The organism is Mesorhizobium sp. WSM4310 (assembly GCF_007003935.1).
Lineage (GTDB): Bacteria > Pseudomonadota > Alphaproteobacteria > Rhizobiales > Rhizobiaceae > Mesorhizobium.
Window position 1 is genome coordinate 1 of sequence record NZ_VFTA01000036.1, and the last position, 20,627, is coordinate 20,627.

Annotated in this window: 17 protein-coding genes and 1 pseudogene; 11 read left to right on the forward strand and 7 right to left on the reverse strand. The window is 62.6% G+C overall.

The window, feature by feature from the left end; all coding sequences use genetic code 11:
• Nucleotides 1-408: 408 nt before the first annotated feature.
• Entirely contained in the window at nucleotides 409-2,049 is a 1,641-nt protein-coding gene (locus tag FJV80_RS28325) for an ABC transporter substrate-binding protein (RefSeq protein WP_142878014.1), read from the forward strand.
• A gap of 395 nt (nucleotides 2,050-2,444) precedes the next feature.
• Here the strand turns inward: FJV80_RS28325 and FJV80_RS28335 are convergent, their stop codons facing one another.
• Nucleotides 2,445-2,957, reverse strand: a complete 513-nt coding sequence (locus FJV80_RS28335; RefSeq protein WP_142878015.1) for a hypothetical protein — start codon at nucleotides 2,955-2,957, stop codon at nucleotides 2,445-2,447.
• Between the two features lie 542 nt (nucleotides 2,958-3,499).
• Between FJV80_RS28335 and FJV80_RS28340 the strand changes: the two genes are divergently transcribed.
• Nucleotides 3,500-5,671, forward strand: coding sequence for an SIR2 family protein (locus FJV80_RS28340; RefSeq protein ID WP_281408793.1), 2,172 nt, complete (start codon nucleotides 3,500-3,502; stop codon nucleotides 5,669-5,671).
• A 23-nt stretch (nucleotides 5,672-5,694) separates the two neighbouring features.
• Here FJV80_RS28340 and lepA read toward each other — a convergent pair whose 3' ends face one another.
• Nucleotides 5,695-7,500, reverse strand: coding sequence for a translation elongation factor 4 (lepA, locus tag FJV80_RS28345; RefSeq protein WP_142878017.1), 1,806 nt, complete (start codon nucleotides 7,498-7,500; stop codon nucleotides 5,695-5,697).
• A gap of 197 nt (nucleotides 7,501-7,697) precedes the next feature.
• Between lepA and FJV80_RS28350 the strand changes: the two genes are divergently transcribed.
• From FJV80_RS28350 to msrA, 6 genes and pseudogenes are all read left to right on the forward strand, one after another.
• Complete coding sequence (locus tag FJV80_RS28350; RefSeq protein WP_185975279.1) at nucleotides 7,698-8,777, forward strand: pilus assembly protein TadG-related protein; 1,080 nt, start codon at nucleotides 7,698-7,700, stop codon at nucleotides 8,775-8,777.
• Between the two features lie 164 nt (nucleotides 8,778-8,941).
• Nucleotides 8,942-9,252 (forward strand): annotated as a pseudogene (locus FJV80_RS28355) (endonuclease domain-containing protein).
• 265 nt (nucleotides 9,253-9,517) lie between these two features.
• Nucleotides 9,518-9,844: a hypothetical protein gene (locus FJV80_RS28360; RefSeq protein ID WP_142878018.1), complete on the forward strand. Its 327-nt coding sequence runs from the start codon at nucleotides 9,518-9,520 to the stop codon at nucleotides 9,842-9,844.
• 105 nt (nucleotides 9,845-9,949) lie between these two features.
• Nucleotides 9,950-10,648: a DUF1223 domain-containing protein gene (locus FJV80_RS28365; RefSeq protein WP_142878019.1), complete on the forward strand. Its 699-nt coding sequence runs from the start codon at nucleotides 9,950-9,952 to the stop codon at nucleotides 10,646-10,648.
• 83 nt (nucleotides 10,649-10,731) lie between these two features.
• On the forward strand, nucleotides 10,732-11,052 hold the full coding sequence (locus FJV80_RS28370) for a hypothetical protein (RefSeq protein ID WP_019862212.1): 321 nt from the start codon (nucleotides 10,732-10,734) through the stop codon (nucleotides 11,050-11,052).
• Nucleotides 11,053-11,248: 196 nt separating this feature from the next.
• Complete coding sequence (gene msrA / locus FJV80_RS28375; RefSeq protein WP_142878020.1) at nucleotides 11,249-11,977, forward strand: peptide-methionine (S)-S-oxide reductase MsrA; 729 nt, start codon at nucleotides 11,249-11,251, stop codon at nucleotides 11,975-11,977.
• Between the two features lie 142 nt (nucleotides 11,978-12,119).
• Here the strand turns inward: msrA and FJV80_RS28380 are convergent, their stop codons facing one another.
• Complete coding sequence (locus FJV80_RS28380) at nucleotides 12,120-12,620, reverse strand: hypothetical protein (protein WP_095775630.1); 501 nt, start codon at nucleotides 12,618-12,620, stop codon at nucleotides 12,120-12,122.
• A gap of 342 nt (nucleotides 12,621-12,962) precedes the next feature.
• Complete coding sequence (locus FJV80_RS28390) at nucleotides 12,963-13,235, reverse strand: DUF4242 domain-containing protein (protein WP_095775628.1); 273 nt, start codon at nucleotides 13,233-13,235, stop codon at nucleotides 12,963-12,965.
• Nucleotides 13,236-13,477: 242 nt separating this feature from the next.
• Between FJV80_RS28390 and FJV80_RS28395 the strand changes: the two genes are divergently transcribed.
• Entirely contained in the window at nucleotides 13,478-16,066 is a 2,589-nt protein-coding gene (locus FJV80_RS28395) for an AAA family ATPase (RefSeq protein ID WP_142878022.1), read from the forward strand.
• Nucleotides 16,067-16,097: 31 nt separating this feature from the next.
• Here FJV80_RS28395 and FJV80_RS28400 read toward each other — a convergent pair whose 3' ends face one another.
• The gene (locus tag FJV80_RS28400; protein ID WP_142878023.1) at nucleotides 16,098-17,102 is read right to left on the reverse strand and encodes a cytochrome d ubiquinol oxidase subunit II; all 1,005 of its coding nucleotides are present in this window, start codon (nucleotides 17,100-17,102) and stop codon (nucleotides 16,098-16,100) included.
• Nucleotides 17,103-17,107: 5 nt separating this feature from the next.
• A complete protein-coding gene (locus FJV80_RS28405) occupies nucleotides 17,108-18,469 on the reverse strand; it encodes a cytochrome ubiquinol oxidase subunit I (RefSeq protein WP_142878024.1) in 1,362 nt (453 codons plus the stop codon).
• Between the two features lie 242 nt (nucleotides 18,470-18,711).
• On the opposite strand from FJV80_RS28405, the gene FJV80_RS28410 reads away from it, so the two are divergent.
• Both FJV80_RS28410 and FJV80_RS28415 read left to right on the forward strand, forming a co-directional pair.
• A complete protein-coding gene (locus tag FJV80_RS28410) occupies nucleotides 18,712-19,638 on the forward strand; it encodes an ABC transporter ATP-binding protein (protein WP_142878025.1) in 927 nt (308 codons plus the stop codon).
• A gap of 14 nt (nucleotides 19,639-19,652) precedes the next feature.
• Nucleotides 19,653-20,414 carry an ABC transporter permease gene (locus FJV80_RS28415; RefSeq protein ID WP_095775669.1) on the forward strand — a complete coding sequence of 254 codons (762 nt, stop codon included), beginning with the start codon at nucleotides 19,653-19,655 and terminating at the stop codon, nucleotides 20,412-20,414.
• Nucleotides 20,415-20,421: 7 nt separating this feature from the next.
• On the opposite strand, the gene FJV80_RS28420 is transcribed toward FJV80_RS28415, so the two are convergent.
• Nucleotides 20,422-20,604 carry a hypothetical protein gene (locus tag FJV80_RS28420; protein WP_095788691.1) on the reverse strand — a complete coding sequence of 61 codons (183 nt, stop codon included), beginning with the start codon at nucleotides 20,602-20,604 and terminating at the stop codon, nucleotides 20,422-20,424.
• Nucleotides 20,605-20,627: the final 23 nt, after the last annotated feature.

Below are 20,627 nucleotides of genomic sequence, written 5' to 3' on the forward strand. Positions count from 1 at the left end.
GCCCGACCCACCTCTCCCCCGATCGACGGGAGGAGGAAAGGCGCGCGCTTGGCCAGGCTGGCTCCCTTCCTCTCCCTCCGGAGGGGGGAGAGGTGGCTCGGCAAAGCCGAGACGGAGTGGGGGAAGCCGCTGGTGAAACGCGAAGCCGCGGGCCAGAGGGACGGAACCCGGCGGCCACCAGGGCTGGCTCGCCGCACAGGTCACGGCCTCGCTGCGGAGCAGCGCACAACTCCTGCGGATTCCAGAACACTCCGCAACGTTACCCCGCCCTATCATCGCCGCCTCAGGCAAACCCGGCGGTTGCAGCCGCCCCCGCGTCGGCGCTCCGCCGGGACGAGCCTGCTTCCGTGCATGTGCCAAAACCCCCGCACTTTTGGGCGGCGTGCACCAACGACAAAGGGAACGACGATGAAATTCATGCTGACCGACCGCAAACTGCACCCGCAGGCCAAGCCCGTCGCCGAGGATTTCAAAAAGGGCGGCATCAGCCGCCGCGAATATCTGGCGCTGATGGCCGGTCTCGGCGTCAGCGCCGCCGGCGCGTTTGCCCTGGGCGGCCTCGCGCCGACGCCTGCCCGCGCCGCCGAACCGAAGAAGGGCGGCACCTTGCGCGTCGCCATGAACGTCAAGGGTTTCAAGGACCCGCGCACCTTCGACGGCGTCGAAATGTCCAACGTCGCCCGCCACTGCAACGAATATCTGGTACGCTGGAACACCGATTTTTCCTTCGAGCCCTGGCTGTTGGAAAAATGGGAGATGAGCGACGACGCCAAGACGCTGACCCTGCATGTGCGCAAGGGCATTTCATGGTCGAACGGCGACGCGTTCAACGCCGACGATGTCGTCCACAACCTCACCCGCTGGTGCGAGGCCGGCGTGGCTGGCAATTCGGTCGCCGCGCGCATGGGCGCGCTGGTCAATGCCGACACCAAGAAGGCGGTCGACGGCGGCATCGAGAAGGTCGACGACTACACGATCAAGCTGAACCTGCCCAAGCCCGACATTTCGCTGATCGCCGGCATGGCCGACTATCCGGCGCTGATCATGCACCGTTCCTATGATGGCGACGGCGATCCCCTGAAGGCGCTGGCCATCACCACCGGCCCCTGCGAACTGGTGAAATGGGACGCCGAGACCGGTGCCGAGGTGAAGCGCAAGGACAAGCCGTGGTGGAAGGGCGAATTCTATCTGGATGGCATCCAGTGGATCGACTACGGCTCCGACCCCAACGCCATGCTGTCGGCCTTCGAATCCGGCGAGATCGACACCGACCACGAAACCGCCTCCGACGCCGTCTCGCAGACCGACAAGATGGGACTGAAGAATTCCGAGATCGCCACCGGCTCGACCATCGTCGCCCGCTTCAACATCGGCAATGCGCCCTATGACGACATCAAGGTCCGCCGCGCCGCCCAGCTCGCCGTCGACAATTCGGCCGTGCTGGCGCTCGGCCTCGGCGGCCGAGGCAAGCCCGCCGACAACCACCATGTCGGCCCCATGCATCCCGAATATGCCGATATCGGCCCGGCCAAGCGCGATGTGGAGGAGGCCAAGAAGCTGCTCGCCGCCTCCGGCAAGCCGGACCACGAATATGAGCTCATCTCGGTCGACATCGAATGGCAGAAGACCACCGGCGACGCGATAGCCGCGCAGATGCGCGAGGCCGGCCTCAAGATCAAGCGCACCGTGCTGCCCGCCGCGACCTTCTGGAACGACTGGAGCAAATATCCCTTCTCCTGCACCGAATGGCTGGGACGCCCGCTCGGCGTCCAGGTGCTGGCGCTGGCCTACAAATCCGGCGCCGCCTGGAACGAAAGCGCCTATGCCAGCAAGGAATTCGACGAGCTGCTGGACAAGGCGCTCGCCACCCCCGACGCCAAGACCCGCAAGGAGATCATGGCCGGCATCGAGAAGAACCTGCGCGACAGCGGCATCATCATCCAACCCTACTGGCGCTCGGTCTACCGGACCTACCGCAAGGGGGTCGAAGGCTGCGAGCAGCACCAGGCGCTGGAGCAGCATTTCGAGAAGGTGTGGTTGGAGGGGTGAGACGCGCTATTCCTGGGTTCCTCGCCCGCACGGAAGTGGGGGGTCCGAAGGGCGGGCGAGACCCGTGGCTCGCCCCGGCAAGGTGGCCCGGCGAAGCCGGGACGGAGCGGGGGACGCCCTCGCCGATGTCAAAACCGTGTCAGGATTGAGGATAGAGGCTAGCGCGTACCTATCGCAGGTCGGCGCTGCCCCTCACTGTCCTGCCGGCTCCCCGTAAACGGGGCGAGAGAGGCTGCCGCAACGCCGGCGCCCTTCCTGCAACGTCTGCGATTGGCGAAAGCGGCGACAGCAGCCCCCTTCGCCCCGCTTACGGGGAGAAGATGGCGGCAGCCAGATGAGGGGCAGCGCCGACGCGCGCCTTCCTGTCGCGGATTTTGACGGCGGGCGGACAGCGTCTACCGCCCCTCCCTCAGCAGCGTCCAGATCCACCCAATAAAAGTCAGCACCAGGAACGGATAGCCGGCAGCGGGCAGCGGCGAGGAGGTCGGCAGCAGGGGCGTGCCCCACAGCACCATGCCCACCGAGGCGAAGAACAGCGCGGCGACGACGAATGCGGTGAACCGCATCCACAGCGCGAAAGTCGAGGGCACGCTGACCATGATGAGCGCCGCCGCCCAGAGCGAAATGCCGCCGACATAGGAAGGCACGCTGGCCTCGAGCCCCGCCGCATTGCCTGATAAAAGCAGGCTTTCGCCGGCGAGGAAGGTCAGGAAGCCGGCGGCGACGCAATCATTGCCGAGGCGCTGGTATTTCATGGTGAGCAACGCAGTGGCGACGACGATGCCCACGCCGTCGATCGCCCACAGGGATTCGCGGAGCGGAGCGCTGGCGACGAAGGTGCCGGCAAGGCCGAAGATGCCGCCGATGGCGAGGCCGAGACAGGCGATGGTGTCTGAGGTGGTGCGCATGTGGTGTTTCCCCAAGTCGGGGAGAGGATACGCTGGCGTTACGCGTTCTTAAAGGCTCGGTGAGAGTTGGACCGCGAACCGGCGAAATGGATGATATCGGGCCGGGTTTCGCCATGTCGGACACAGCTACCAGAAAGCTACCCCGCCCGGCAATGTTCGCGCTGAAAGAGGAGCGATCGAGGCGATGGGCACGGGTTGGATATGGAGCAGTGGAATAAAAGAGATCGTGGATGCTGCCCCTTCAACAAATTACGACCCTACTCTTCACATCGCTCAAAACAAGTAGTTAGTATGTACCATTGGGGGGGGAAAACGCTTTGCCAATATCGCTCGACCAACTAGCTTCAGCCTTAGACCCGAAGCATACCGCACTTCTATTCGGCGCAGGAGCAACGGTCCCTTCTGGCGCTCCGACGGGTTCACAGCTCGCAGAATTTCTTTGGCGTGATCTCGCTAAATCCGATCCTAAGAGCACCGACCTAATTGAAACCTCTAGTATATTGGTACGCCATTACAAGCGGCGCGCGGTTATAGATGCTGTTGTGGCGAGGCTTCGGCCCTTGCGACTGGCAGGAGGGCTCCTAGGGATACCCCAATTTCCGTGGCAGGCGATATTTAGTACAAATTATGACTTGCTCATTGAGAACTCATACAAGATAGCTAATATTCCGCTGACTGCAATTCGATCTAACTATGACTTAACTTACCGAGAGGATCGAACAGGTACAACTTTATATAAGATACATGGATGCATAACTCAGGACTCCTCACTCGGCAATAAGGGCTCTATGATTATAACCGAGCAGGATTATGATGACTATAGGCAATACAGGCAGTCCCTCTTTACGACATTTGATAATACCTTGATGACTGGCGATGTATTAATTGTTGGTCAATCTCTACGAGATCAGCATTTGAGCGATCGAATCAAGTTAACGTTAGCGGCGAAGGATCAAGGACTCCCTGGTCAAGTCTATATCCTGATCTATGACGAGGATGACTTGCGGGCTCCTTTATTGGAGGACAGAGGAGCTAAGATTTGCTTCGGAGGCATTGATGAATTTGTCCATGCGCTGGCAAACATCAAAGCCCCCGCCACCGAAATTCCAAGCAATCCCTCGTCCATCCTTCCCTTGGTGATCTTAAGTAGTTCTGTAGATGTCGCAACGAGCCGTCACACCGCCGCAAACGTTACTCGCATGTTTAATGGCGGATCAGCAAGCTTCGCGGATATCCAGTCAAACTCAACCTTTCAGCGAACGTCAAAACCCCGCGTTGTCGATGATCTCATTGCGCGTAGAAAATGTAGCGTAAGCCTTATCGGTCCCGCAGGCGTAGGCAAGACGACATTTGCGCGCCAGTTGCTTATGCATATGAGCGATCTAAATCATCATGCATTTGAGCATCGGTCTGATTTTCCGTTTCAGAGCCGGCCATGGGAAGATGTAGAGTCAAACCTACGAGGCAAAGGTGAGCGTGGATTCTTGCTTCTAGACGAATGTACTAGATTTATGCGACAAACTGGTGCGCTTATCGATTACCTATCTTCTACAGAAAATCCTGCGCTTCAGGTTATTTTAACAGCAAATGCGGCGCAATGGGCACCGCGGATAAAGACGTCAAATATATTCTCAAAAGGAGTGGTCATCGAACTCAGCCGTCTTGACGATGGCGAAATACGATCGTTAATTAATTTGCTTCAGTTCCAACCAAAGATTGCTGCTCTAGTTGATACCGACTTCAAACGCCGCAGCCGTGATTGGCAATTCGAGCGCCTTAGAGAACGTTGCAGTGCTGACATGTTTGTGTGTTTGGCGAATATTTTTTCCAACAACAGCTTAGATATGATTTTGTTGGCTGAGTTTGGGGAGCTCCCTGTGCCCTTGCAGGATATCTATCGGCTGGTGGCGGCTTTGGAGTCATCGGGAACCAGAGTCCATCGGCAGTTGATGATGCGCATGACCGGCATGCGCGCTGACCAAGTCGGATCTGCCTTATCAGGTCTTTCTGGGATCATCGACGAGTATGATATCCGGCCCAATGAGGGTATATTCGGTTGGAGCACACGGCACTTGGTCATTGCTCGTAAGATCGCCGATTACAAATTCTCATCGGTTGCCGACTTAGAACAGTTATTCAACTTAATAATCGATAATATCAATCCTGCCGTTCAAGTTGAACTGCAGAGCGTTAGGGATATCTGCGATAAAGAGTACGGTATCGGCAGGCTCGGTGATAGCACGATGCGCCAAAGGCTTTACCGGCGTCTGATCAAGATAGCTCCAGCTGAGAGGATACCGTGGCATCGCCTTATTAGAGAACTGCTGGACGAAGATCCTATTGGTGATGTGGAATACGTTATTAGGAATGCAATCGAGGCCGTAGGCGCCGATGCGCCACTTGACCGGTACCAAGTGCGCTTGTTGGTGGCCAGATCACGAAAGACGGTTGGGCTTTCGGAAGGAGATAGAATCGCCCTTCTTCGTAAGGCCTATGAGACCGCCGATAGAAATATTTCTCACCACAGATTTGATAGGTATTCCTATTCTACACTCTGCGATGTTGCCGTCGATCTGGTGAAAAAAGGCCAGGCAATTCAACTGCTTGATGAGGCGCTTTTAAAGATGCGATCGGGCGCTCAGATTATATTAGACCCAGAGATGGCAGCGAGCCTTCGATACTTCGAGGATACGCGAAATCGTTTGGATAGGTAGCTCACCTTGACCGTGCAGCCTTCTCAATCCCCCATCTTCAGCGCCTGGATAAACGCCTCCTGCGGGATATCCACCTTGCCAAACTGCCTCATCCGCTTCTTGCCCTCTTTCTGCTTGTCGAGCAGCTTGCGCTTGCGGCTCACGTCGCCGCCGTAGCACTTCGCAGTCACATCCTTGCGCAGGGCGGAGATGGTTTCGCGGGCGATGACCTTGCCGCCGATCGCGGCCTGGATCGGGATCTTGAAGAGGTGGTGCGGGATCAGCTCCTTCAGCTTCTCGCACATCTGCCTTCCGCGCTTTTCCGCCGCCGTGCGGTGCACCAGCATGGACAGCGCGTCGACCGGCTCCTCATTGACCAGGATCGACATCTTGACCAAATCGCCCTCGCGGTAGTCGGTGAGGTGATAGTCGAACGAGGCGTAGCCCTTGGAGATCGATTTCAGCCGGTCATAGAAATCGAAGACGACTTCGTTGAGCGGAAGGTCGTAGGTCAGCATGGCGCGTTTGCCGACATAGGAGAGGTCGGCCTGGATGCCGCGCCGGTCCTGGCAGAGTTTCAGGATGCCGCCGAGATAGTCGTCGGGGGTGAGGATGGTGGCGCGGATCCACGGCTCCTCGATGGCCGAGATCTTCACCACGTCGGGCATGTCGGCCGGATTGTGCAGTTCCTTCACCGAGCCGTCATTGAGCAGCAGCCGGTAGACGACGGAGGGCGCGGTGGCGATCAGGTCGAGGTTGAACTCGCGCTCCAGCCGCTCCTGGATGATTTCCAGATGCAGCAGGCCGAGGAAGCCGCAGCGATAGCCGAAGCCGAGCGCGGCGCTGGTTTCCATTTCATAGGAGAAGGAGGCGTCGTTGAGGCGCAGCTTGCCGACGGCGGCGCGCAGATCCTCGAAATCGGCGGCATCGACCGGGAACAGCCCGCAGAACACCACAGGCTGCGCCGGCTTGAAGCCGGGCAGGGCATGCGCGGTCTGGCGCTTGTCCTCGGTGATGGTGTCGCCGACGCGGGTGTCGGCCACTTCCTTGATCGAGCCGGTGAAGAAGCCGAACTCGCCGGGGCCGAGCTCGTCGACATTGATGCGGGCGGGCGTGAACACGCCGGTGCGCTCGACCAGGTATTTGGCGCCGGTGCCCATCATGCGGATGGTCTGGCCCTTCTTCAGCACGCCGTCGATGATGCGCACCAGCACGATGACGCCGAGATAGGCGTCGTACCAGCTGTCGACCAGCATCGCCTTCAAGGGGGCTGTCGCATCGCCCTCGCGCGGCGGCGGCAATTGGTGGACGATGGCTTCCAGCACGTCGGGAATGCCGAGGCCGGTCTTGGCCGAGATCAGCACGGCGCCGGAAGCGTCGATGCCGATCACCTCCTCGACCTGCTCGCGGATGCGCTCGGGCTCGGCGGCCGGCAGGTCGACCTTGTTCAGCACCACGACGATCTCGTGGTTGTTGTCGATGGCCTGGTAGACATTGGCGAGCGTCTGCGCCTCGACGCCCTGCGAGGCGTCGACCACCAGCAGCGAGCCCTCGCAGGCGGCGAGCGAACGCGACACTTCATAGGCGAAGTCGACATGGCCGGGCGTGTCGATGAGGTTGAGGATATAGTCCTCGCCATTGTTGGCGCGGTATTTCAGCCGCACCGTCTGCGCCTTGATGGTGATGCCGCGCTCGCGCTCGATGTCCATCGAGTCCAGCACCTGCTCCTTCATGTCGCGCAGCTCCAGCCCGCCGGTGGACTGGATCAGGCGGTCGGCGAGCGTGGATTTGCCATGGTCGATATGGGCGACGATGGAGAAATTTCTGATGTGGTCGAGGGGCGTGCTCATGTCGCGCGCTTTAGCAGGGGTGGCTTGCGGCGGCAAGGCTTGCGGCGCAAGGGCGGCGCCTTCGATCACAAAGCGGCAAGCCGCGCCAAATGCCGGCCCCGGCGGCCGTGGATGCTTAAACTTTGATCGATCGCGTTAGACCTTGGTTTGCCGCCGCGTGCTATATGCCCCATCACTAATATCCGCGGGGTAAAAAAATGCTGAAAGTTGCAGGCGGGTTTGCCCGTTCGCGCAGCGGCTCGATGATGCCGCTGTTCTTTCTCACGCTGGTGCCTGTCATAAGCGCCGTCGGCTTCTCGATCGACTATACCAGCGCGATCCAGGTCCGGTCCAACCAGCAGCAGGCCCTGGATGCCGCGCTCCTGTCGATCACCACCATGGACACCACCTCGACGCTGGCGCAGCGCCAGACGGCGCTGCAGGATTCCTTCGCCGCCAACGGTGGCCAGGGCACTGCGACGCTGAACAGTTTTGTGGCTGGTACCACCACCACCGCCGCCACCGGCCAGGCCTCGGCAAGTTTCTCCATGCCGACCACATTCATGCAGATCGCCAGGATCAACACCGTGCCGATTGCCGTCGCGTCGGCGGTCAGCAAGCCGCCGGCGCTCGTCAATGCTAGCTTCAAGATCACCAAGGTGTCGGGCTGGTGGAACAAGACGATGACGCTCTACGGCACGCAATTCGGAGCGACAGCGGCCAAGCCGCTGATGTCCATCGAGTATGTCTATAATGGCTTCGGGGATCCGAAGGGCTACGGCACCACGAACGTGTATACGATCACCAACAATGGTGGCGCCGATATCAAGACGCTCGTCCAGTCGCAAGTTTGCACCACCGCCAGCGTGACCACTTTCACCGGTCTGCCTGCCAATGCGATCCTCCAGACCAGTGGCAACAAGAAATATTCGACAACCTGCGTCGACACCATGTATCCGGCCAACAGCGCCGGCGCGGCTATCGATGTCAGCCAGATGGGTGGCCTCTCTCTGCAGATGTACGTGCCATCGGGCAACCCGCAATACCTCAAGTCGGACGATGCGAGCACCTCCAACCGACTCTTTAGCGGGGTGGACGCGAACGCCCTGACCGAGACCGCGACCGGGACGAGGGTCGACATCTTCTCCATCGTGCCTTGTGGCGTCACCAGCTATCAAGCCTGGGAAGACGGTGGCACAACGGTGCCGACTACGTCCTCAAATGCCGACTTCTTCTACAACGTCACCGGCAAGTGCGACTTCAACAAGCGGCCCTCGGACACAGCGCTGACGCAGTAGGGACAGACGCTGCTCACCTTCTCCCCTTGCGGGAGAAGGTGGATCGCCGCGTAGCGGCGAGACGGATGGTTGGACGGAACGCCGGGTCTGGCTAATCTGGCGCCATGCCGCATCAACCCGTCACCCAAGCCAAGCGTAAATTTGCCCGCTCGCTCCGGCGCGAGATGACGGAAGCGGAAGGCAGGCTCTGGCAGGAGCTGCGCGATCGCAGACTCGACCGGATAAATTCCGGCGCCAGGCGCCTATCGGAAAAAACGTCGCCGATTTCGTTTGCCCTGAAGCTCGGCTGATCATCGAGATCGATGGCAGCCAGCATGCGGGTCCGGATACGGACCAGATCCGCAAGACCGAGCTCGAGGCCAAGGGCTTTCGGGTTCTGCGTTTCTGGAATGACGATGTCCTGAAAGACCTCAACGCCGTCTGCGACACGATCATCGCCTATGTAAGAGACACCAGTCTGCAGCCCTGGCGGTGATGGCGCGCGTCTTCCTTCTCCCCTTGCGGGAGAAGGTGGATCGCCGCGTAGCGGCGAGACGGATGAGGGGTGTTCCAGGGAACGCCAACGCCTCACTCCGCTGGAGCACCCCTCATCCGACCTCGCTTCGCGAGGCCACCTTCTCCCGCAAGGGGAGAAGGGAAGGGCGCGCCCCATGCGCACTCAATCTTGATTGGGCACGGTATTGGCGGCCTGGGTCGGCGTGGCCTAGCCTGGAGCGCGTCAACTCCTGGAGAAGAAGCCGATGCCTGATTCCGTGCTGCGCGTTTCCATCCTGCGCTGCGATGCAGCGAAGTTCGCGTCGTTTCGAGAGATGATGGTGGACGACGAGGCAGAGCTTCGGCCTGGCATAGAGGCAATGCCGGGGCTGCTCGTCTTCTACGCCGGCGCCGACGAGGCGACGTCGTCGCTGATCAACACCAGTGTGTGGGACACGCTGGAGCACGCCAGGCAACTCGATACCTTCCAGCCCATGCTGGATGCGGGAAAGCGATTTGTCGCCGCGGGCGCAAGGCTCGAGCGGCCGATCATGCACTACACCTCGCTGTGGCGTTTCGGGCCACTGGCGTAGAGGTGCCTTCATCACAAACCGGTGAGCGCTGTAACGAAGCGGCGGATGGCGGCGAAGTGGGGGAATGACCGGCGCATCCCAGCGCCGCCCCCACGGAGCCGTCCCATGCCGAGAGCCTCAAAGTTCATTGCCCTGTCCAGCCTCGGTGCGCTGGCGCTCGCCGCCTCGCTCGGTGCCGCCGCCGCGCAGCCGCTCAGCGTGGTCGAACTGTTCACCAGCCAGGGCTGCTCGTCCTGCCCGCCGGCCAATGCCAATCTGATCAAGGTGAAGGACCAGCCCGGCGTGCTGGCGCTGTCGTTCAACGTCACCTACTGGGATTATCTCGGCTGGAAGGACACGTTCGGCAGGCAGGAATTCACCCAGCGCCAGGTCTCCTACGAGCCGCCGCTCGGCCATGACGGGCCGTTCACGCCGCAGGTGGTGGTCAACGGCCACGCCGATGTGGTCGGCGCGGCACCGGGCGAGATCGAGCATCTGATTTCCGCGACCGGCAAGACCGGCGGCCCCTCGCTGTCGCTCGAGGCCGGCAAGGTGGCGATCGGCGCAGGCGCCGCACCGGGCGGCAAGGCCGATGTCTGGCTGGTGCGCTATGCCAAGGGCGTCGTGCAGGTGCCGGTGGCGCGCGGCGAAAACACCGGCCGCACGCTGCCGCATGCCAATGTCGTGCACGCGCTGGAAAAACTCGGCAGCTGGAGCGGTAACGCCACTTCCTATGCGCTGCCCGCCGCCTCGGGCGGCCTGAGCACCGCCGTGCTGGTGCAATCGCCGGGCGGCGGGCCGATCCTGGCCGCCGCCACCAACTGATTTTCTTTCTCTTCGCGCGGGGCCGCATGCAGCGGCAACGCATCACCCGGCCCGCTTGCGCGCCAAAACCCAAGGAGACTTCCATGACCAAGTACCTGACCCTGCCGGCGCTCGCCTTCGCGCTTTCGGCCGCCGTCTTCGTCGCCGGCGCCCGTGCCGACGACGCGACCAACGCCATGAAGCCGGCCAATGCGATGGCCACCGACGCCATGAAACCGGCGACGGATGCGATGAAGCCGGCGGATGCGATGAAGCCCGCGACCGACGCGATGAAGCCCGCCGACCCGATGGCCACCAATGCGATGAAGCCCGCAGCGGACGCCATGAAGCCTGCCGCCGACGCCATGAAACCGGCGGCGGATGCGATGAAGCCGGCCACCGACGCGATGAAGCCAGCGCAGTAAGCAGGTCGGCTGCCCCTCACCGCTTCGCTCGCCTGACCGTTCCGGGGCGAGCGGCGCCAACTTTTCTTCTCCCCCTCGGGGAGAAGGTGGCCCGGAGGGCCGGGGGAATGCCGACGACAGGAGCCGCCGCACGGCAAATTGAGACCTACTGGCGGCTTGCGTCGTATATATTGGAACAACAACAGGAGATCAGAACATGACCGGTATCGAAAAGACACGGCCGTTCTTTACCCGCGGCGCGCTGGCCGTGCTCGGTTTCGCGGCGGTGGCGGCGGCGGCCTTGTGGCAGACGCCGGCGCGCTCGGCCGAGGACGCGGTGGTGATCCCGCCGCCGGCAATGGACGAAAAGGCCGCCCCGGGCAGCGAGACGGCGATCTTCGCCGGCGGCTGCTTCTGGGGCGTGCAGGGCGTGTTCCAGCACGTCAAGGGTGTCAGCAAGGCGGTCTCCGGCTATACCGGCGGCGCCAAGGATGACGCGGTCTACGAGACCGTCGGCACCGGCCGCACCGGCCATGCCGAATCCGTCGAGATCATCTACGATCCGTCGAAGGTGACCTATGGCCAGCTGCTGCAGGTCTATTTCTCGGTCGCCCACAATCCGACGCAGCTGAACTACCAGGGCCCGGATTCCGGCACCCAGTATCGCTCGACGATCTTCGCCGAGAACGACACGCAGAAGAAGATCGCGCAGAGCTACATCGAGCAGCTCGACAAGGCCAAGCTCTATCCGGCACCAATCGTCACCACGATCGAGACCGGCAAGACCTTCTACCCGGCCGAGAACTACCACCAGGATTTTCTGACGCTGAACCCGACCTATCCCTACATCGTCTACAACGACCTGCCCAAGGTGGCGAACCTGAAGCAGCTGTTCCCGGCGCTGTACAGCGACAAGCCGGTGCTGGTGCTGTCGGCGAGCAATTGAGGCTTGGTTATCTCCCCCTCGAGGGGGAGATGGCCGGCAAGCCAGAGGGAGTCGGTCCTACCAGGCCCAACCTCCTGCGACAGAAGGTCAGCGCTCCACACACGGCGAATCTCCCCCACGAAGGGGGAGATTCGCGTCCTGGTTACATGGGCTTCATCGCATCGCACGACACGTCAGGGTTCATGTCGGCGAAGGTGCCTGTCGGGTTCTTCTTCCAGGCCCAGACATGCAGCTCATAGAAGGGCCCCAGGCCATAGCGGTTGGGGGCGCTGTTGAAGTTGAACAGCTGTCCCTCCAGCGAAGCCGGTCCTTTCGAGGTGATATACTCGACCGCCACCAGCTTTTGCGTGCCGTCCGCCATCGGCTCGTACATGACGGCTTCCGGCTTCGTTAGATCGACCGCATCGTCCTTGAGATAGGCAGCGTTGACATAGTGAATGCCCATGGCGCCGCCGGTTATTCCACTGGCGCAAGGGATGGGTGCATAGCCTTCGGCGGTGGCCATCGCCACATTCTCGAAGCGGCTGTCGGCTGCCCGCACCTTCTCCTCCAGCGTGCCGGTGCCATCGGCATTCGCCGCCGTTGCCGCGATCGACAGGATCGACAGGTTGATGAGGTGCCTGGTCCACACGTGAATGTTCATTTTCTCTCCTGATTTGTTGATTGCAAGCGGGAGCGGCCGCCCCCGCCGCGAAAGTCTGGGCTAGGCTGGGCGCATCATCTGTCCGACCGGGTGAAGTCCCAGTATTGCGGCAGCTCCACGAGCTCCGGCAAGCCGATGTCGCGTCTCAGATAGTCGTCCTGCGGTGGCAATCGGCGCCGCCGCGAGCGCAATGGTGCGAACAGCAAGGCGGCAAGCCCGCGCAAAAGCCGGCCCCGTAACGGGCCTCGTGCGACTGGTCTCGAAGCCGCCGACACCTCGCTGGACGCATTGTCAGGCAAGCCGCCATCGCCGCCAAGGGCAGTTGGATGCGCATTGCCGCGATCAACGGTAAAAGTAAGGGTCAAGAACCCGCACCTCCGTGATCTTGTCGACCGGGAGCGCGTTTTTCTGCGCGGTGCTGCGGATCGCTTCCGGCGAGGGCGCATCGTAAATGCAGAAGCTCTGCTTCTTGTCCGGCGAGACGAAGGACTGCACCCAGGTCACGCCCTTCTCGGCGTTGCGCATGATGACGCCGCCAAGCGCATCGGCGCCGGCATCGTTCATCGGCACGCTGAGGCCATCGGGAAATGTGCGTTGAACCACATAGCGAGGCATATTGGTTTTCCTTTTCCATGGTTTCACGCTCGATTTGAGCGCGCCTGGACATTGACCACGCTCGCCACGGCCGCGCATCGGAGCCTTTCCCTATGTTTTGTGGGAAGATTCCCCATAATGGCGACGTTATGTGTGAGGTTGCACCGAAATGTGTGGAGGGTCACATTGTCGGTCATGGTCCCGGACGCTTCTGGCGGACGTCGGGGAACCGCCGAAACATAATCCTTTCTGGGCGAATGATGATGCTTCTGGAACGGCAGACACAGCTGGAGCAGCTGGATGAACTTCTCGCGGAGGCCGCGAATGGACGCGGCCGCGTGGTGGCGCTGTCGGGCGAGGCAGGCGCCGGCAAGTCGGCGCTTGTCGAGGCTTTCGTCGGCAAGGTTGCCGATGGCACGCGCATCTTCCGCAGCGCCTGCGAGGATTTGTCGATCCCCGATCCGCTCGGCCCGCTCTACGATCTTGCCCGCGAGGCGCAATGGGCGATGCCGCGGGCGATCGACGCCCGGCAGGGGCAGAGGTTGCCGCTGTTTTCCGACGCGCTGGAAGTCTTCGAGGCAAGGACGCAGCCGACGCTCCTGATCATCGAGGATCTGCACTGGGCCGACGACGCGACACTGGATTTCGTTCGCTTCCTGGGGCGCCGCATCGCCAACACCCACATCCTGCTCGCCCTGACGGCGCGCACCGACCGCAGTGAAGGGCAGATGCGCGTGCGCCGCGTGCTCGGCGAAATTCCCGCCGGCAACGTCGTGCGCATCGACGTGCCCCTGTTGAGCGAGACGGCGGTGCTGTTGCTTGCCAATGCCGCCGGCCGTGATGGCGATGCCATCTACCGCGCGACGGCGGGCAATGCCTTCTTCGTTACCGAGCTTTTGTGCGCGGACAATGAGATGACGCCGCCTGCCAGCGTGCGCGACGCCGTCGTCGCACGGGCCGGCCGGCTGTCGGCCGGCGCCCGCTCGATGCTCGATGCGGTTTCGGTCTTTCCCAGACGCGCCGACGCGTGGGCACTGCAGGGCCTGTGCGGCGTCGCGGCTGCCGGCCAGCTCGCGGAATGTGTGTCGAACGGCCTGCTCGACGATCTCGGCGACGGCTACGCCTTCCGACACGAGATCGCGCGCCGCGCCATCGAGATGATGCTGACGACGAGTTCCAGGAGACTGTTCAATCAGCGTGCGCTGTCGGCGCTGCTCGAGAATGGTGGTGTCGCCACCGCGCGCCTCGTCCACCATGCGGTCGAGGCGCACAATCTGCAGGCGGTGCGTGAGTTCGCACCGGTCGCGGCGCGGGAGGCCTCGCGTGTCGGCGCCCATCGCGACGCCGCCGGCTACTACGAGGTTGCCCTGCGGCAGGCCGACACCTTGCCTCAAGATGAGCGCGCCGGGCTTTACGAGCAATATGCGTTCGAGTGCCATTTGATCGCGCGCATAGACGAAGCCATCAAGGCGCAGGAACAGGCACGTGTGTTGCAACAGGCGCTGGGCAACAGGCTGAAGGAAGGCGACAGCCTGAGATGGCTGTCGCGCTTCGCCTATCTTCTGGGGGACCGACAGGCAGCCGACATGTTCGGCGCCCAGGCAGTCGCATTGCTGGAAACCGTTCCCGCCAGCGCCGAACTCGCCATGGCCTATTCGAACCTTTCGCAGCTTGCGATGCTGGCCGAAAGGCTGGACGAGACCTTGTCGCTCGGCGCCAGGGCGATCGAACTCGCCGAACGGTTGAACAGGCCGGAAGTCGTTTGCCATGCTCTCAACAATGTCGGCGCCGCCGAGCAGTGGCTGGACCTGAGCAGCAGCAGGCTGCATCTTGCCCGCAGCCTCGAGATCGCGCTGGAGCAGAATTTTCAGGAACATGCCGCGCGCGCCTTCACCAACTGCGCGTGTGGCGAGATGAACCAGTTGGGCTACAGCCAGGCCCAATCCTTCCTTGATCGCGGCATCGACTACTGCGTCGAGAACGATCTAGCGACCTGGCGCGATTACATGCGTGGCGTGCGGGCCCAGTTGTTGGTGCGCAACGGACGCTGGGATGACGCGGCTGCCGAGGCGCTGGATGTGGTTGCCAACGACCGGGCGACGGCGCTGGTGCGCTATCCCGCCCTCGTGGCGCTGTCGCGGCTGAGGGTCCGCCGCGGCGACCCCTCGGCAGAGCCGCTCCTGGCGGAGATGAAGCGGTTTCTGGAGAAGGGCGCCGAACTGCAGCGGCTGTTACCCTACGCGGCTGTGATGGCCGAACGGGCCTGGCTGGGGGAGGCGGAAAAGGACGAGGCGCTGCGGCTGATCGGCCTTGCCGAGAACATGTCGCCGACCCGGGCGGTCTTCGCCGAACTGGCCGCCTGGCGGCAGATGCTGGCACCCGATGCAGATCCGGGCGACACATCGGGCATGGCCGCGCCCTACCGGATGCTGCTGGCCGACGACTGGCGGGGAGCAGCCGCGGCGTGGGCCGAACTCGACGCGCCTTACGAACGCGCCCTGGCGCTGGCGCAGGGCGATGAGGCGGCACAGCGGGCGGCGCTGGAGATCCTCGACGCGCTCGGCGCCCGGCCCGTCGCGAGCCATGTGCGCGACATCATGCGGCGAAACGGCGTCATCGGCATCGCGCGTGGACCGCGCCGCACCACGCGCGCCAACAGCGCCGGCCTGACCCGGCGCCAGATGGAAGTGCTGCAGCTGATCGAGCGGGGTCTCTCCAACAAGCGCATAGCCGAGCATCTCGCCATTTCGCCCAAGACGGTCGATCACCACGTCTCGGCGGTGCTGGGCAAGCTGGATGCCGTCTCGCGCGGCGAGGCCTCCGCGGCCGCGCGCGCCAGCGGGTTGATCTGAAGGCGGCAGGCCGGTTTGAACGGCCGACCCCTCAATCGTAGGTCAGATCCGTCGCCTTGCCGCCGAACACGCGGTAGGCATAGAAGGAATAGAAAATGATGATCGGCAGCACCACCACCGTGCCGACAAGGATGATGGCCAGGCTTTCGGTCGCCGACGCCGCCTGCCATATCGTCAATTTATCGGGCACGACGAACGGGTAGAACGACCAGGCGAGGCCGGCAAAGCCGAGCACGAAGATGGCGGCCAGCGTCAGGAACGGCGTCAGCGCATGGCGGTCGTCGGGCTTCGGCAGATGGAAGGTCTGCCGCCACAGCCACAGGAACATGAGCGCCGACAGGATCGGCAGCGGCGAGAGATAGAGCATCTGCGGCCAGACGAACCATTTGTCGAAGATGCGCGGGCTGGCGAAAGGCGTGGCCAGCGACACCGCCGCCATGCCGAGCGCCGTCAGCACCAGCGCGGTGCGCAGCCAGCGCACCGCTTTCCTCTGCAGCTCGCCCTCGGTCTTGTAGATCACCCAGGCGGCACCCATCGCCGCATAGGCGGCGGCCAGGCACAACGCCACCAGCACGCCGAACGCCGTACCGCCCAGGCCGACATCGAGGCCGAGCACATAGACGCCCAGCATATAGCCCTGCGCCAGCGAGGCGATGACGGAGCCGAGGAAAAAGATGCGGTTCCAGCGATGCTTCTTGCCGCTCGGCACCTTGGCGCGAAAATCGAAGGCGACGCCGCGCAGGATCAGCCCGACCAAGAGCACGAAGACGGGAATGTAGAGCGCGGTGAGGATGACGCCATGCGCCATCGGGAAGGCGACCAGCAGCAGGCCGACGGCCAGCACCAGCCAGGTCTCGTTGGCGTCCCAGAACGGGCCGATCGCCGCGATCATCGTATCCTGCTCTGCGTCCTCGGCCATGGCGAACAGGATGCCGATGCCGAGGTCGAAACCGTCGAGGATGACATAGATCAGGATGGCGAGGCCCATCAGTCCGGCGAAGATCAGCGGGAGAGCGGTTGGCCAGTCCAAGGTCATTTTTCCTACTCCCCAGCCGCCGGCTGCGACATGGCTGCTTTCATGACGCCCGGCAGCGGTGATGAATCACCATCCTTCGCCGCTTTCAGCGCCAGATGCACCAGCACGCCGAGATAGGCGATCAGCAACAGCACGTAGAGGGTGAGGTAAACGGCCAAAGTCAGCGCGACATGGCTGCCCGCCACCGGGCCGACGGCGTCGGCGGTCTTCAGCACGCCGGTGACCAGCCAGGGCTGGCGGCCGATCTCGGTCGTGTACCAGCCGGCCAGCGTCGCCAGCCAGCCCGACAGTGCCATCGGCACCATCAGCATGGCGAGCGGCTTGGGCAGGCTGTGCCGGCGCTTGAGGAAGAAGGCGGCCGACCAGGAGACGGCGAGCATCAGAAGGCCGGTGCCGACCATGATGCGGAAGCTCCAGAAGATTGGGAAGACCGGCGGATGGTTGCCGGGAAAATCGTTCAGCCCCGGCACCACGCCGTCGGTCGAGTGCCGCAGCACCAGGCTTGCGCCGTCGGGGATGGCGACCTCGAATTTGTTTTCCTTGGCCGCCTCGTCGGGCAGCGCGAACAGCACCAGCGGCACGTTGGGGCCGGTGTTCCAGTTGGCCTCCATGGCGGCGATCTTCTGCGGCTGGTGCTCCAGCGTGTTCAGCCCATGCTGGTCGCCGGCAAGGATCTGGATGGGGATCAGGATCGCGGCGGTGAAGACACCGGTGCGCAACGCCTTCCACATCGATTCCGAGCGGTCGCCGTTGAGATGACGCAGCGCCGACAGGCCCGATATCAGGAACGAGACCGTCAGCCCCGAGGCCAGGAGCATATGCACCAGCCGGTAAGGCATCGACGGGTTGAAGACGATGGCCCACCAGTCGACCGCATGCGCCTTGCCGTCAATCATCTCGAAGCCGACCGGCGTCTGCATCCAGGAATTCAGCGCGATGATCCAGAAGGCCGACAGGGTGGTGCCGCCGGCGACCAGCACCGTCGCCAGCGTGTGGACGCGGTTGGAGACGCGGCGGAAGCCGAACAGCATGATGCCGAGGAAGGCCGCTTCGAGGAAGAAGGCGGTGAGGATCTCATAGGCCAGCAGCGGCCCGGCGATGTTGCCGACATGCTCCATATAGCCCGGCCAGTTGGTGCCGAACTGGAAGCTCATGGTAACGCCGGACACCACGCCCATGGCGAAGGACAGCGCGAACACCTTCACCCAGGTGAAATAGGCGCGCATCCAGGCGGAATCGTTGGTCGCGTTGTAGCGCAGCTTGAAGAACAGCAGCACCCAGCCAAGTGCAATGGTGATCGTCGGAAACAGAATATGAAACGAAATATTCGCGCCGAACTGGATGCGCGACAGTATGAGCGGGTCCATGGCGGGCTCCGGCTGCTATTTGCTGGCGGCAGCGTATGCCCGTAACGCGAGTTGGTCAAAGCGGCGTCCTGCCGCGAGGCTGAACGCCACAGGACAATTTTACCGATTCATGCGGGTACATCTCCAGCCGCTGCCGGCACGGGCTGTCCAGAACTGTCAGCAGCGCCACTGACTTGCGGGTTGCACGCGATGACATTCGACCTATATCAGGGGACCTCTTTCAGGCAGCCGTTTTTCAGCCCATGCCCTCCATTCTGTCCATTTCCGGGGTCTCCAAGACCTACGCCACCGGTTTCACCGCGCTCAAGGAAGTCACTCTCGACATCCAGCGCGGCGAGATCTTCGCTTTGCTCGGGCCGAACGGTGCCGGCAAGACGACCCTGATCTCGATCGTCTGCGGCATCGTCAACCGCTCGACCGGCACCGTCACGGTCGACGGTCACGACATCGGCAAGGATTACCGCGCCGCGCGCAGCCTGATCGGCCTGGTGCCGCAGGAACTGACCATCGACGCTTTCGAGAGCGTCTGGGCGACGGTCAACTACAGCCGCGGCCTGTTCGGCAAGCCGGTCAACCACGGCTTCGTCGAGAAGGTGCTGCGCGATCTGTCGCTGTGGGACAAGAAGGACGCCAAGGCGATCACGCTGTCGGGCGGCATGAAGCGCAGGCTGATGATCGCCAAGGCGCTGTCGCATGAGCCGCGCATCCTGTTCCTCGACGAGCCGACCGCCGGCGTCGATGTCGAGCTGCGCCAGGATATGTGGGAGATGGTGCGCCGGCTGCGCGAGGATGGCGTCACCATCATCCTCACCACCCACTATATCGAGGAAGCCGAAGCGATGGCCGACCGCGTCGGCGTCATCAACCGCGGCGAAATCATCCTGGTCGAGAACAAGGCCGAGCTGATGCGCAAGCTCGGCCGCAAGCGGCTGGTGATGGAGCTGCGCAATCCGCTGCCGGCGATCCCGGAAGCCTTCTCGGGCTATGCGCTGGAGCTGTCGCCGGATGGCGGGCAGTTGACCTACACCTATGACAACCAGGCCGAGCGGCCGGGCGTCGCCTCGCTGATCCGCGATCTCGAGGCCGGCGGCATCCAGTTCCGCGACATCGACACGCAAAACAGTTCGCTCGAGGAGATCTTCGTCAATCTGGTGAGGAGAGAGCCATGACCCTGCGCGCAGCCATGAATTTCCGTGCAGTCTGGGCGATCTACCGGGTCGAGATGGCGCGTGCCTTTCGCACCGTGCTGCAGAGCATCATCTCGCCGGTCATCTCAACATCGCTCTACTTCGTCGTCTTCGGCTCGGCCATCGGCTCGCGCATCACCGAGATCGACGGCATCAGCTACGGCGCCTTCATCGTACCCGGGCTGATCATGCTGTCGCTGTTGACGCAGTCAATCTCCAACGCCTCCTTCGCCATCTATTTCCCGAAATTCGTCGGCTCGATCTACGAGCTTCTGTCGGCGCCGGTCTCCTATCTGGAGATCGTCATCGCCTATGTCGGCGGCGCGGCGACCAAGTCGATCATCCTCGGCCTGATCATCCTGGCCACCGCCTCTTTGTTCGTGCCGCTCCACATCGAACATCCGTTCTGGATGATCGCCTTCCTGGTGCTGACGGCGGTGACCTTCAGCCTGTTCGGCTTCATCATCGGCATCTGGGCGAAAAGCTTCGAGCAGCTGCAGCTTGTGCCGCTCTTGATCGTCACGCCGCTCACCTTCCTCGGCGGCAGCTTCTATTCGATCCACATGCTGCCCGGCATCTGGAAGACGATCACGCTGTTCAATCCGGTCGTGTATCTGATCAGCGGCTTCCGCTGGAGTTTTTACGGCAAGGCCGACGTCTCGGTCGGCGTCAGCCTCGGCATGACGCTGGTCTTCCTGGCCGTCTGCATCGCCATCGTCGCCTGGATCTTCAAGACCGGCTACCGGCTGCGGAACTGACCGCCCCTCACTGCGACCAATACTGCCAGGCCCAGTAAAAGCTTTCGTCGCGCGGCGGCAGGCGGTCGCGGCCGGCCTGGAATTGGACCGGCGCCGGCGAGCGCTCCTGCCTCGCCGTCTTGTCGTCGGAGGCAAGGCCGAGCAGCCAGGCGCCGAAATGGGCGAACAGCACGGCGGTGGAATGGGTCATCGTCACTCTCCTGCGCTTGCGGT